Below are 12,294 nucleotides of genomic sequence, written 5' to 3' on the forward strand. Positions count from 1 at the left end.
CCTCAACAAGATCGCCGACCGGATCGAGCAGCATCTCGAGCCCATCGCGCTCGCCGAGACCTGGGACAACGGCAAGCCGATCCGCGAATCGCTCGTGCGGCCCGCGCGCGCGAGCTGCTCGCGCGAGTCGGCATGGCGGACAAGGCCGATGCCTATCCCGCCCAGCTCTCCGGCGGCCAGCAGCAGCGCGTCGCCATCGCCCGGGCCCTCGCCATGGACCCGAAGCTGATGCTCTTCGACGAGCCCACTTCGGCCCTGGACCCGGAGCTGGTCGGCGAAGTCCTCGGTGTCATGCGCGAACTCGCGGCCTCGGGCATGACCATGGTCGTGGTCACGCACGAAATGGGTTTCGCCCGTGAGGTGGCCGATCAACTCGTGTTCATGGACGGCGGCGTGGTGGTCGAGTCCGGCGACCCTCGTGAGGTTCTCGCCAACCCGCAGCACGATCGCACCAAGGCTTTCCTCTCGCGCATTCTCTGAGAGAGCCACGGCGACAACGACTTCCGCCCCGCACCGGAGTTCCGGTGCGGGGCGGAAGTCGGTTCTACCGGGTCACCGCCGCAGGAACTCGTGCACGGCCTCGGTCTGGCCGAGGACGGCGTGACCGACGTCGGGCAGGACGCGGACGGTGGCGTCGGCGATGGATTGCTCGGCGCGGCGGGCGGTTTCGGCGGATTTGAACATGGCGTCGTCCGCGCCCACGATCACCAGGACCGGCATCTTCAGGGTGCTCAGTTGAGCGTCGGTGAAGATCGGGAGTTTGCCGGTGCGGGGGTTGAAATGGGTGAAGGTCAGCGCGACGTCGTCGAGGATCTCGGCGTGGTCCTTCAGATTCAGGCCGGTGACGATGGCGGCGGAGCGGCGCAGGTCGTGATTGCTGAACAGATGGTCGACGAGGTTCTTGAAGACCCAGCCGAAGCGCTGCTTCCCGATGCCGCCGGGGCAGTACAGGGCCAGCTTGGTGACACGGTCGGGGCGGCGGATGGCGTAGTCCAGGGCGGTCCAGCCGCCGAGAGACATGCCGATGACGCTCGCGGACGAAAGGTGCAGTCCCGCAAGGACATCGTCGAGCCACTCGGCGAGGGCGTCGGTGCCGAGTTCGGGGCGGGACTCGGTGCTGCCGCCCGGCTCGCCCGGCATGTCGACGGCGTAGACGCGGAAATCCTGTGCCCAGGAAGCGATATCGCCGCGCCAGGCCGAGGAGTTGGAGCCCGAGCCGTGCAGGGCGATCACCGGCGGGGCATCGTCCGGGCCGGAGGCGAGCACGAAGGTGTCACCCAGGCGGGTCGGGATGTGCAGCTGTTCCGCGGGCACCGGCCACTTGGCCAGGCTGTCGCGGTAGTGCGCCTGGATGGCGGCGCGGCCCGCCTCGGACTTGTAGATCGCGCTCATGACGCGAGGACTCCTTCCATGTATTCCAGCAGCCGGGCGGTGTCGCCCAGGCCGCCGACGAGAATGACCTTCAGCCGGGCGCGTTCGCGGTCGTAGAAGGTTTGCACGCGCAATGCGGGGTCGTTCGCGAAGCGGTTGCCCGCCGCGCCGGTGACCAGCGTGGTGACGCGATGCGCGGTATCGGGATCCACGGCGTCGATCTCGACGATGCTCGACACCTCCGAGTGCCGTTGCCGGGCAACCGCTTCGCGTAGCCCGTCGGGCGTGGGCAGGCCGGTGAAGGCTTCCAGGTCGGCCTGGTTGATGCGGTACTGCTTGCCGATGCGGGTGGCGGGCAGCTTGCCGTCGCGGACGTAGCCGCGGACGGTGCGCACGTGCAGGCCGAGGCGTTCCGCGACTTCATCGACGGAGTAGAGACGATCAGTCACGAAAACAACCCTAACCTTCCCTATAGTGAGGCGCAATAGGGAAGGTTAGGTAATTTTGTGAGGGTACTTACGGGCATGCGTTCAATCAACTACAGTTTGTAGTAGAAGTTTGTCCGCACTGTTCGGGAGGCAGTGACATGGGGATGACGGCAATGGCCGAGCAGCCGATTCCGGTGGCGCGGTGGAGTTTTCTGCAATGGGCGGTCCTCGTGGTCGGGGCCGTGCACATCGTCTGGGCCATCACCGGCTGGATCGCGCAGCCCAGCTTCGCCATGGGCGAGCACGCCCCGGCCACCTCGGTGCTCGGCATGGACTACAACGGCTGGCACGGGCTCGCGGGCCTGCTGCTGTTCGCGCCCGCCCTCGCCGCCGCGCTGCGCAAGCGCTGGGCCGCCTGGTATTGCGTGATCGCCGGTGTCGGAGGCGGATTCATCGTCGGCGTGTGGGCGCTGTTCGCGCACAGCGTGGTGGTGTTCAGCTTCCCGCACCACCTCAGTGACGCCATCGAACACCTGGTGACCGGCGTGGTGCTGCTGGCCCTGGTCGGCATCCAGGCGATCCGGGACGGTGGGGTGCGGGCGGTGTTCGCGGCCCCGGTGCGCGTCGCCCGCAGCGGCTAGTCGCGGGTGAACATCGGTGCGGGGTCCTTCCATCGGGACAGCGCGATGCGCAGTTGTCCCAGCAGGACTTTCGCGGCGGGGCTCAGGGGCCGCTCGGTATTCCAGGCCAGCACCAGGCGGCCTCGCATCTCCGGATCGATCTCCAGGATGCGCACGCCCAGCGCGGCCGCCTCCTCGGCGGGGATGCGCGGAATGACGGCCACGCCCAGCCGGTGTGAGGCCAGCCGGATGAGCAGCGGGGGCACGGCGGCCTCGAAGGCCACATCGGGGACGAGACCGGCGGCAGCACAGGCATTTTCGAGCAGCCCGCGCAGGCCGGTGCCGGTCGGCAGGCAGATCAGCGGGTGAGTGCACAACTCGGCCAGCGTGATTCGCGCTCCGAAGCCCTCGGCCTCGGTAGCCACCGCCGCGACAATGGCGCTGTCGTAGACGGTTTCGGTGCCGATGCCCGGATCCAGCTCGCCGGACACGCTGAGGACGCCGATATCCAGCTCGCCGCGGCGCACCGCCGCGTGCATGGCATCGGAGGTGTCCTCGGTCAGCGAGATGCCGATCTGCGGGTGATCGTGGTGGAAGTCGGCCAGCACCTGGGCGATGTCGACTTCTTCGAGCGCGGCCCCGGCGATCAGGCCGACCCGCACGTGCCCGCGCAGCAGTCCGGTGAACTCGTCGACCGTGTGCGTGATGCGCTCGACCTGCTCGAGGGCGGCCCGGGCCAGCGGCAGCACCGCCTCGCCGACCGGGGTGAGGGTGACCGAGCGGCTGGTGCGATCCAGTAGTGGTTGTCCCAGTTCGTGTTCCAGCTGCTTGATCTGGGCGCTGAGCCCGGGCTGCGCGAGGTGCAGGCGGGCGGCCGCGCGCGTGAAGTTGGCTTCCTCGGCGACGGTGACGAAATACCGCAGCTGACGCAGTTCCATAACTGTTGATTCTAGCTACAAGAAAAACTATCTGTTGGAGTTCTAGATCTGATCGGCGCAGAGTCGTGGACATGACGAAGACAGCGATCACCGAACTGCCCACCACCACCGGCCCCGTCTTCCAGCTCGGCGACTCCGGCTACGACGACGAGATCGCCGGCTTCCAGACCGCCTACACCCACCGCCCCGCCGTGGTCGTCGGCGCGGCCCACGCCGAGGACGTCCGCGCCGCCGTGGAATACGCGGCGCGCCACGGGCTTCCGATCGCCGTGCAGGCCACCGGCCACGGACTGTCGGTCGCCACCGAGGGCGGCGTGCTCATCACCACCAAGCGCATGACCGACATCCGGGTCGACGCCGAGGCCCGGACTGCCCGCGTGGCGGCCGGGGTGCAGGCCGGAGCGCTCATCGAGGCGGCCGCCGAGCACGGGCTGGCACCGTTGAACGGCTCGTCGCTCTCGGTCGGCGTCGTCGGCTATACCCTGGGCGGCGGCATCGGCATCCTGGCGCGCGAATTCGGTTACGCCGCAGAACATGTGCGGGCCATCGAGATCGTCACCGCCGACGGCCGCCAGCGGCGGCTGGAACCCGGTGACGAACTCTTCGGCGCGGTGCTGGGCACCGGCGGCAACTTCGGTGTCGTCACCGCGCTGGAACTGGCGCTGCTGCCGATCACCACCGTGTACGGCGGCCAGTTGCAATTCGACACCCCGCTGGTCGCGCCCGCGTTGGAGGCGTGGCGGCTGTGGACCCAGGATCTGCCCGAACAGGTCACCTCGGCCATCACCATGATGTCCTTCCCGGATATCCCCGCCTTCCCGCCGCATCTGCGCGGCCGGTACGTGGCGACCATCAATGTCGCCTACACCGGATCCGAGGCGGAAGGGGAGCGGCTGGTCGCCCCGCTGCGGGCGGTCGGTGCGCGGTTGACCGACGATCTGCGGGTCATGCCGTACACGGAAAGCCATGCCATCTACCGGGATCCGGCTTTCCCGCACGCCTACACCGCCACCGACGCGCTGCTGTCCGAGCTGCCCGCCGATGCGACGGACGCGTTCCTGGAGGCCAGCGGCCCGGGCGACCCGATCCCGGTGATCGCCGGGCTGCGCCATCTCGGTGGTGCGCTGGGCCGTCCCGGACCGAACGGCATCAGCATGGATCACCGCGGTGCGCAGTACGTCGTGCGCGTGCTGGCCATGCCGAATCCGGACAACACCGAGGAGGTGAACGAGCGGCTGTCGCGAGTGGCGAAGTCGGTGGAGCCCTGGACCCTGGGCTACAACCTCAACTTCCTCTACGGCGGCGGCGACCTGGCCGATGAGGCGCAGACCCGCGCCGGATACGAGCCCGCCACCTACGACCGGCTGGCCGCGCTGAAGGCGAAGTACGACCCGGCCAACCTGTTCCGCAACAACCGCAACATCCGCCCGCGTTGAACCGCAGCCGATCCGATTTGCCCCGCCGCACCTGTGTGCGGCGGGGCAACCTGCATTTACAGGCTTGGCGAAGGCTCCTCCTCGCGCTATCGTTGTGATATCACTTCGATACTAGGAGAGTGTCATGGAGTTGCGTCGAGCCTTCCGGTTGAACGGGTTCGTCATGCTTGGGGTATTCGCTTTGCTGATCGTCGCGATCGCGTTCGAGGCGCATGCGATCAAGAGCCGAGCCGACGATCACGCGGGTTCGTCGACGCCGCTGGGGATCCTGCTGGCGGTGACGATCCTCGCCATCGTGCTGGTCGCCAGCGGCTTCATCACCGTGAATCCCAATCAGGCCAAGGTGATCCAGTTCTTCGGCCGCTACATCGGCTCGGTCAGCGAATCCGGATTCCACTGGGTGACACCGCTTTCCAGCCGTCGCGGCATCTCGCTGCGGGTCCGCAACTTCGAGACCCAGAAGCTGAAGGTCAACGATCTCGACGGCAATCCGGTCGAAATCGCTTCTGTCGTCGTCTATCAGGTGGTCGACAGCTACAAGGCGGCCTTCGCCGTCGACGACTACGAGGACTTCGTGACCACCCAGTCCGAGACCGCGGTCCGGCACCTGGCCACCACCCACCCGTATCAGACCGACGACTCCGGCACGGCGAGCCTGCGCGACGGCACCGAGGTCGCCGGTGAGCTCACCGCCGAACTGCGCGAGCGCACCCTGCTGGCCGGCATAGAGGTCATCGAGGCCCGCATCACCCACCTCGCCTACGCCCCGGAGATCGCCCAGGCCATGCTGGTCCGCCAGCAGGCCGCCCAGGTGGTCGCCGCCCGCAGCCGCATCGTGGAAGGCGCGGTCGGCATGGTCGGCATGGCCCTGGACCGCCTCGCCGAACAGGGCGTCGTCGAACTCGACGAGGAGCGCAAGGCCGCCATGGTCTCCAACCTCCTGGTCGTCCTCTGCGGCGACCGCTCCGCCGCCCCCGTAGTCAACGCCGGAACCCTCTACGCCTGATGGTCAAGCGCGAGCCGAAAAAAGTGCTGCTCCGGCTCGACCCAGCGGTCCACGACGCGATCGCCAAATGGGCCGCCGACGACCTCCGCAGCATCAACGCCCAAATCGAATACGCCCTCCGCCTGGCCCTCAAACAGGCCGGCCGAGACCCGAAATAACCTCCCCACCCGCCGCCCCACCCGATTCCGGTTGGGGCGGCGGCGTTTTCGGAGCTGCCCGGTCAGGCCCACCCGGGACCAGGGTCGTGTTGGGCGTGCCTGCGGCGATCTGCCAGCCAGGACGACGTCGCTGCGGTGAGCGGCGTAGAACTTGAACCGAATACGCCGTCCGCGCGGCCCGCGAACAGGTGGGCCGAGGGTCGAACCGACGCCTCCACCCGCCGCGATTTCCCTGACCTGCGGAGTCATGTCGAGGTCGCGGCCGACGAAATGCGCTGCAGCAAGACCGCGGTGGGGTGCGCTGTCAGGAAACCAGTTCCGAGCTGTCGATCAGATAGCCGCCTCCGTACTGGACCAGTTTCGCCCTGCGCGTCTCGACCCGTGTCTGTCCATCGGTGAAGTGCAGAGTCAGGCGGTAGCCGACGGTTAGCGCGGGCACCGCCGCAGCGACCTCCCCGACTGTGACCGAATCGACTGTGCCCCAATAATTTCGGTACTCGTCGTAGCCGCCGAGGGCGTCCTGGTAGCGGGTGGTCAGCCACGTCCAGGTGCCGAGTGTGTTCCCCGGCAGCAGCTGGTAGTACAGCCGGATGTATTCCGACAACCCGTTCGCGGTCGCGGGGAACGGGGCGACGCTCGTGCCCGGCGAGCCGGGCGCGGTCAGCAGCGGGGAGCCTGCCCCGGTCGACACGGGACCGGCGGTGGTTGCCGAGATCGGCCGGGAGGCGGCGGAATGGCTGTCGCCCTGCCGCAATTCGACCGTCACCAGCGTGACTGCGGTGAGCACGGCGACTGCCAGCGAGGCCGCCCACATCAGCGCGCTCAGTGACCGTTTCGCGGGATCTGGTGGTGGCCGGAATTCCACCGGCGAGCCCGTGTGCTCGGTCGGACCGTCCTCGCTCAGCACGCGGGTCACCGGCGGGTCGGCCTGTGCCCCGGCGCTTTTCGATGCCGAGTGCCCGGCGATGATCGCTGTCTCGGCTGACGGCGCGGGGGCCGGAAGCTCGAGTGTCGAGTGCGCTTTCGGGGGCGCGGCAGCACGTGCTGGGAGCGGTGGCAGGTCCTGCCCCGCCAGGGCGGACCGTGCGGCGGCGGCCAGAATTCCGGCCGCCGGATAGCGTTGCCGGGGATCCTTGGCCATGCCGCCCGCGATTACCTCGTCGAAGGCCGCCGCGCCCGCTCCGAGTGCCGCGGAAGGGCGGGGCGGTGGGACCGAAAGATGTGCGGCCACCTGCCTTTCCACGCTCGGCCCCGGAAAGGGTTTGGAGCCGGTCAGGCATTCGTACAGCACGCAGGCCAGCGAGTACACGTCGGCTCGGGCGTCGTAGTCGGTTTGCTCGAGGCGCTCGGGTGCCATGTAGGCGAAGGTGCCGACGGCCGCGCCGCCGCTGGTCAAGCCGGTGTCGTCGCCGCCGCGTGCGATGCCGAAATCTATGAGGTACGCGAAATCGCCCGCTGTGATCAGAATGTTCGACGGCTTGACGTCGCGATGCACCAGCCCGGCGGCGTGCGCGGCGTCCAGTGCGGCCGCGATCTGCGTCAGATACCCGACCGCGGTCTCCGGTGCCAGCGGGCCTTCGGCCAGTCTCGTCCCCAGGTCGGTGCCCTCGACCAGCCGCATGTCCAGGTACAGCCGCCCGTCGATCTCCCCGTAGTCGTGGATCGGAATCACATGCGGTTCGTTCAATCGGGCCGCCGCCTGTGCCTCCCGGCGGAAGCGCTCCCGGTACACCCGATCGTGTGCCAGCCCCGGCGGCAGCACCTTGAGCGCGACCACCCGATTCGTCCCGGTGTCATACGCGCGGAACACCTGCCCCATCCCGCCCGCCCCCAGCAGGTCGAGCAGCCGGTAACGGCCGAACGGGCTCTCCTCCACCCCACACACCCCCTGTGATCCACCACGAGGGTACGGCGGCTATCTCAGGCGCGCTTCTCGGTGACGAAAATGGCTGTGCCGGGGAAGATTTCGCCGCGCAGGGGGCTCCATTGGCCCCATTCGCGGTCGAGCCATTCGGGCCAGTCGGGTTCGATGATGTCGACCAGGGTCAGGCCGGAGGCCACGATTTCGCGGACGCGGTCGCCGACCGTGCGGTGGTGTTCGACGTAGGTCGGCTCGCCGTCGGAGTCGAGTTCCACGTACGGGGTGCGGTCGAAGTACGGGATGGTGGCGCGCAGGCCGTCGGGGCCGGGATCGTCGGGGAAGATCCAGCGCATCGGGTGGTTGACGGAGAACACCCAGCGGCCACCGGGTTTCAGGATCCGGTGCACCTCGCTCATCACGCGGGCGGAGTCGGCGACGAAGGGCACCGCGCCGAAGGCCGAGCACGCCAGATCGAAGGACTCGTCGGCGAAGGGCAACTCCTCGGCACCCGCCTGGATCAAGGGGACGTGCGGTCCGCCCGCGGCCATGGCGGCCAATCCGCGATCGAGCATCGCGCGGGAGATGTCCAAGCCCACGGGGTGCGCGCCGTGCGCGGCCAGCCAGCGCGAGCAGGGGGCGGACCCGCAGCCGATCTCGAGGATCCGCTTTCCTTCTATATCCCCCAGCAGTCGCCAGTCACCTTCGTGCAATCCCTCCGGGCACCACACGAACTCTCCGGCGGGGGAGTCCACGCCGAGGAAGTCGGCGTGCGTCTCGTGGTAGGCGTCGGCGTCCGCGTCCCACCACTTGCGGCTGGCCCGGGCACTGGATCGCGAATCGACCTTGGCGCGAGTCACTCCCACCGTTCCGAGCAGGGCGTTGGCCTGGGCGTGCCGGGCATCGTCGGGGGTGGCAGAGTGATCTTCGGACATGGGCTCACCCTATCGAGCCGTGCGGGGGGACCCATGTTTGCTTGGTACAACACGCGTCGCGTACGCTGTTTTCCGCGAGTGTCTTCTGTACCCGGTTTCTCGAGACCGCGTAGAGCAGACAATCGTGCTGTGAGTCCGCATGCCTGTATTTGAAAAAGTACAGCAGGGCAGCGTTGCGCAGCGTCGCAGCGATGTGCTGTGCATGTCCGCCAACGTTAGTTCCACCTGCTGTGTGTTCGCAGCAATACCGAAAGTCCACATGTCCACTACCGACCACAATCCGTCCGGAGCCTCCCAACACATGCCCTCCACCGTCACCTCGCCGCAGGTAGCCGTCAACGACATCGGCACTGCCGAGGACTTCCTCGCCGCCATCGACAAGACCATCAAGTACTTCAACGACGGCGATATCGTCGAAGGCACGATCGTCAAGGTTGATCGTGATGAGGTCCTTCTCGACATCGGTTACAAGACCGAAGGCGTCATCCCGTCTCGCGAACTGTCCATCAAGCACGATGTCGACCCCAATGAGGTCGTTTCCGTGGGCGATGAGGTCGAGGCCCTCGTTCTCACCAAGGAGGACAAGGAAGGCCGCCTGATCCTGTCGAAGAAGCGCGCTCAGTACGAGCGGGCTTGGGGCACGATCGAGGAGCTCAAGGAGAAGGACGAGGCCGTCAAGGGCACCGTCATCGAGGTCGTCAAGGGCGGCCTGATCCTGGACATCGGTCTGCGCGGCTTCCTCCCGGCTTCGCTGGTCGAGATGCGTCGCGTCCGCGACCTCCAGCCGTACGTCGGCAAGGAGATCGAGGCCAAGATCATCGAGCTCGACAAGAACCGCAACAACGTGGTCCTGTCGCGTCGCGCCTGGCTCGAGCAGACCCAGTCCGAGGTCCGCAGCGAGTTCCTGCACCAGCTGCAGAAGGGCCAGGTCCGCAAGGGTGTGGTCTCCTCGATCGTCAACTTCGGTGCCTTCGTGGACCTGGGTGGCGTCGACGGCCTGGTGCACGTCTCCGAGCTGTCCTGGAAGCACATCGACCACCCGTCCGAGGTTGTCGAGGTCGGCAACGAGGTCACCGTCGAGGTTCTCGACGTCGATCTCGACCGCGAGCGTGTCTCCCTGTCGCTCAAGGCGACCCAGGAAGACCCGTGGCGTCAGTTCGCCCGCACCCACGCGATCGGTCAGATCGTGCCGGGCAAGGTCACCAAGCTGGTTCCGTTCGGTGCGTTCGTGCGCGTCGAAGAGGGCATCGAGGGCCTGGTGCACATCTCCGAGCTGGCCGAGCGCCACGTCGAGGTCCCGGACCAGGTTGTCGCCGTCGGCGACGACGCCATGGTCAAGGTCATCGACATCGACCTCGAGCGTCGCCGGATCTCGCTGTCGCTGAAGCAGGCCAACGAGGACTACACCGCCGAGTTCGACCCGTCGAAGTACGGCATGGCCGACAGCTACGACGACCAGGGCAACTACATCTTCCCCGAGGGCTTCGACTCCGAGACCAACGAATGGCTCGAGGGCTTCGAGAAGCAGCGTGAAGAGTGGGAGACCCGGTACGCCGAGGCCGAGCGTCGCCACAAGATGCACACCGCTCAGATGGAGAAGATGGCGGCCGACGCCGCCGCTGAGGCTGCCAACGGCGGACCGCAGAACTACTCCTCGGAGTCCGGCGCGCAGGCTTCGACCTCGTCGTCGTCCTCCTCGGAGCCGGCCGGTGGCTCGCTCGCGAGCGACGCGCAGCTGGCTGCCCTGCGTGAGAAGCTGTCGGGCAACGCCTGATTCGCTTTCCCTGACGGGATAAACGAAAGATAAATCCCCCCGGGTCCAGAAGGACCCGGGGGGATTTTCTATGGGTGGGTGGGGCCGTGCGTACCCCGCGTTGGGTCGAATCATCGCTGTGAGCAGGTATTCTCGGCAATAAGATGTCCGAGTCCACCTTCACGTCCACGCCCTCGCTCTGGGAACGGCGCAAGATCGAGGCGATGAGCCGCATTCAGCGGATCGCGCTGGAACTGTTCGATGAGCACGGGTATCGGGAGGTGACCGTCGAGCGGGTGGCCACCGCCGCGGGCGTGTCACCGAGCTCGATCTACCGGTATTTCGGGACCAAGGAGATGCTGGTCCTCTACGACGAGACCGATCCGCAGGCGCTGGCGGTGATGCGGTCGATCGGTGGCGGGCAGACCCGCGATTTCCCCGAGCTGCTGGCGATGGCGCGGCCGCTGGTTCCGGTGGTGCTCGACGAGATCGTCACCGACGACGTCGACTACCGCACCCGGGTGCGGCTGGGATACGTGCGCTCGATTCCGGAAGTGCGGCTGCGGCAGACCGAGCAGTGGCGGGCGCTCGAGGACGAGTTCCGGATCGCGTTCGCGGAACTGAGCGGCCGCGACCCCAACGACATGAAGCTGCGCATGGCCGCGGCCATCTGCATCTGGAGCTGTATGGCGGCCCTGGATCATTGGGAGGGAACGGGTTTCGCCGCCCGGCTGCGGGACGTCTACGCCGAGGTGGTGGAGTCGATCCTGGTCGCGCTCGAGGCCGTCTTCCGGTGACGGCGGAGCGTCGGTAGCCACCAGTTCCAGCGGCCGAACAGCCGCATGAAGGCCGGGACCAGGATCAGCCGCACGATCACCGCGTCGATGGCGACCGCGACGGCCAGCGCGAAGCCGATCTCCTTCAGCTCCATGACATCCGCGCTCAGGAAGCTCGCGAATACCGCGACCATGATGGCCGCGGCCGCGGTGATCGGCCGGGCGGTGCGCTGCAGGCCCTCGGCGACGGCGGCGGCATTGTCGCCCGTGCGGTCCCAGGTCTCCTTCATGCGCCGGATCAGGAAAACCTCGTAGTCCATGGACAATCCGAACAGCACCGCGAACACCAGCATGGGCAGGAACACCTGCAGGAAGCCCGCGCTGTGGAAGCCGAGCAGCCGTTCGCCCCACCCGTGCTGGAACACCGCGACCGTAATCCCCAGGGCCGCACCGGTGGCCAGCAGATTCAACGCGATCGCCTTGAGCGCCAGCACGATCGAACGGAAGGTCACCACCAGGAAGGCCAGCGACGCGGTCAGCACCAGGGCGATGACCCAGCCGAAGCCGCGCGAGATCTGCCCCGACACATCGGCGAACATGGCCGGGGTGCCGCCGACTAGCACCTCGGCGGCATCGACAGTCTCTGCGCGGGAACGGATATCGGTGGTGAGATCGCTCACCGTGGTCGAATCGAACGAATCCTTGGGCACCACCGTCACCAGGTAGCGGCCGTCGGCCTGCTGCGGCAGCACGGTCGCCACTCGCGGATCGTGCGCCAGATCGGTGACCAGGCGCAGTACCTCGGTGCGGCCGTCGTAGGTGAGTGCCGAGTCCCCGGCGCCGGAGGCGACGACCTGGATCGGCGAGAGCAGCCCGGGCCCGAAGTCGTCCCGCACCAGGCGGGTCGCGTGCCCGGTGGGCCGGTCGCCCAGCGAGTTCAGGCCCATGTCGATGCCGTAGCGAATCCCGGTGATCGGCAGCGCCGCCACCGCCAGCAGCGCGACCCCGAGCGCGC

The 12,294-nt window shown here is 67.6% G+C and carries 12 protein-coding genes and 1 pseudogene; 7 read left to right on the top strand and 6 right to left on the bottom strand.

From position 1 onward, the window contains the following. Positions 1 to 99 precede the first annotated feature (99 nt). A pseudogene (locus tag ACWELQ_RS21565) lies at positions 100 to 480 on the top strand (amino acid ABC transporter ATP-binding protein); the annotation flags it as partial. Positions 481 to 552: 72 nt separating this feature from the next. On the opposite strand, the gene ACWELQ_RS21570 reads toward ACWELQ_RS21565, so the two are convergent. Beyond that, on the bottom strand, positions 553 to 1,392 hold the full coding sequence (locus ACWELQ_RS21570; RefSeq protein WP_452398836.1) for an alpha/beta fold hydrolase: 840 nt from the start codon (positions 1,390 to 1,392) through the stop codon (positions 553 to 555). Then, positions 1,389 to 1,820, bottom strand: a complete 432-nt coding sequence (locus tag ACWELQ_RS21575) for a helix-turn-helix domain-containing protein (RefSeq protein ID WP_452398837.1) — start codon at positions 1,818 to 1,820, stop codon at positions 1,389 to 1,391. The genes ACWELQ_RS21570 and ACWELQ_RS21575 overlap by 4 nt, the downstream gene beginning before the upstream one ends. Before the next feature lie 137 nt (positions 1,821 to 1,957). Between ACWELQ_RS21575 and ACWELQ_RS21580 the strand changes: the two genes are divergently transcribed. Continuing rightward, the gene (locus ACWELQ_RS21580; RefSeq protein ID WP_452398838.1) at positions 1,958 to 2,440 is read left to right on the top strand and encodes a DUF4383 domain-containing protein; all 483 of its coding nucleotides are present in this window, start codon (positions 1,958 to 1,960) and stop codon (positions 2,438 to 2,440) included. On the opposite strand, the gene ACWELQ_RS21585 is transcribed toward ACWELQ_RS21580, so the two are convergent. Continuing rightward, the gene (locus tag ACWELQ_RS21585; RefSeq protein ID WP_452398839.1) at positions 2,437 to 3,357 is read right to left on the bottom strand and encodes a LysR family transcriptional regulator; all 921 of its coding nucleotides are present in this window, start codon (positions 3,355 to 3,357) and stop codon (positions 2,437 to 2,439) included. The two genes, ACWELQ_RS21580 and ACWELQ_RS21585, sit on opposite strands and share 4 nt — an antisense overlap. A gap of 71 nt (positions 3,358 to 3,428) precedes the next feature. Between ACWELQ_RS21585 and ACWELQ_RS21590 the strand changes: the two genes are divergently transcribed. The 3 genes from ACWELQ_RS21590 (at position 3,429) to ACWELQ_RS21600 (ending at position 5,957) form a co-directional block, all read left to right on the top strand. Then, on the top strand, positions 3,429 to 4,793 hold the full coding sequence (locus tag ACWELQ_RS21590; protein WP_452398840.1) for an FAD-binding oxidoreductase: 1,365 nt from the start codon (positions 3,429 to 3,431) through the stop codon (positions 4,791 to 4,793). A 124-nt stretch (positions 4,794 to 4,917) separates the two neighbouring features. Further along, positions 4,918 to 5,799: an SPFH domain-containing protein gene (locus ACWELQ_RS21595; RefSeq protein WP_452398841.1), complete on the top strand. Its 882-nt coding sequence runs from the start codon at positions 4,918 to 4,920 to the stop codon at positions 5,797 to 5,799. Beyond that, the gene (locus ACWELQ_RS21600; protein WP_452398842.1) at positions 5,799 to 5,957 is read left to right on the top strand and encodes a hypothetical protein; all 159 of its coding nucleotides are present in this window, start codon (positions 5,799 to 5,801) and stop codon (positions 5,955 to 5,957) included. Before ACWELQ_RS21595 ends, ACWELQ_RS21600 begins: the two co-directional genes overlap by 1 nt. A gap of 304 nt (positions 5,958 to 6,261) precedes the next feature. Here the strand turns inward: ACWELQ_RS21600 and ACWELQ_RS21605 are convergent, their stop codons facing one another. Further along, positions 6,262 to 7,833, bottom strand: a complete 1,572-nt coding sequence (locus ACWELQ_RS21605; RefSeq protein WP_452398843.1) for a serine/threonine-protein kinase — start codon at positions 7,831 to 7,833, stop codon at positions 6,262 to 6,264. A 44-nt stretch (positions 7,834 to 7,877) separates the two neighbouring features. Further along, positions 7,878 to 8,750 (bottom strand): class I SAM-dependent methyltransferase, encoded by an 873-nt coding sequence (locus ACWELQ_RS21610; RefSeq protein ID WP_452398844.1) that lies wholly within the window; start codon positions 8,748 to 8,750, stop codon positions 7,878 to 7,880. 301 nt (positions 8,751 to 9,051) lie between these two features. Here ACWELQ_RS21610 and rpsA point away from each other — a divergent pair, with 301 nt between their 5' ends. Together rpsA and ACWELQ_RS21620 are read left to right on the top strand one after the other, a co-directional pair. After that, a complete protein-coding gene (gene rpsA, locus ACWELQ_RS21615) occupies positions 9,052 to 10,524 on the top strand; it encodes a 30S ribosomal protein S1 (RefSeq protein ID WP_452398847.1) in 1,473 nt (490 codons plus the stop codon). 143 nt (positions 10,525 to 10,667) lie between these two features. Continuing rightward, a complete protein-coding gene (locus ACWELQ_RS21620; RefSeq protein ID WP_452398845.1) occupies positions 10,668 to 11,300 on the top strand; it encodes a TetR/AcrR family transcriptional regulator in 633 nt (210 codons plus the stop codon). Here ACWELQ_RS21620 and ACWELQ_RS21625 read toward each other — a convergent pair. Continuing rightward, the coding region (locus ACWELQ_RS21625; RefSeq protein WP_452398846.1) for an MMPL family transporter at positions 11,246 to 12,294 on the bottom strand (1,049 nt) is incomplete at its 5' end. The two genes, ACWELQ_RS21620 and ACWELQ_RS21625, sit on opposite strands and share 55 nt — an antisense overlap.

The sequence above is a fragment of the Nocardia sp. NPDC004722 genome (genome assembly GCF_053601505.1).

What these genes read in the sequence shown, in the direction of transcription:
- ACWELQ_RS21585 (WP_452398839.1), bottom strand. Translation starts at nt 3,357, where the DNA reads ATGGAACTGCGTCAGCTGCGGTATTTCGTCACCGTCGCCGAGGAAGCC.
- rpsA (WP_452398847.1), top strand. Translation starts at nt 9,052, where the DNA reads ATGCCCTCCACCGTCACCTCGCCGCAGGTAGCCGTCAACGACATCGGC.
- ACWELQ_RS21570 (WP_452398836.1), bottom strand. Translation starts at nt 1,392, where the DNA reads ATGAGCGCGATCTACAAGTCCGAGGCGGGCCGCGCCGCCATCCAGGCG.
- ACWELQ_RS21595 (WP_452398841.1), top strand. Translation starts at nt 4,918, where the DNA reads ATGGAGTTGCGTCGAGCCTTCCGGTTGAACGGGTTCGTCATGCTTGGG.
- ACWELQ_RS21600 (WP_452398842.1), top strand. Translation starts at nt 5,799, where the DNA reads ATGGTCAAGCGCGAGCCGAAAAAAGTGCTGCTCCGGCTCGACCCAGCG.
- ACWELQ_RS21580 (WP_452398838.1), top strand. Translation starts at nt 1,958, where the DNA reads ATGGGGATGACGGCAATGGCCGAGCAGCCGATTCCGGTGGCGCGGTGG.
- ACWELQ_RS21610 (WP_452398844.1), bottom strand. Translation starts at nt 8,750, where the DNA reads ATGTCCGAAGATCACTCTGCCACCCCCGACGATGCCCGGCACGCCCAG.
- ACWELQ_RS21620 (WP_452398845.1), top strand. Translation starts at nt 10,668, where the DNA reads ATGTCCGAGTCCACCTTCACGTCCACGCCCTCGCTCTGGGAACGGCGC.
- ACWELQ_RS21590 (WP_452398840.1), top strand. Translation starts at nt 3,429, where the DNA reads ATGACGAAGACAGCGATCACCGAACTGCCCACCACCACCGGCCCCGTC.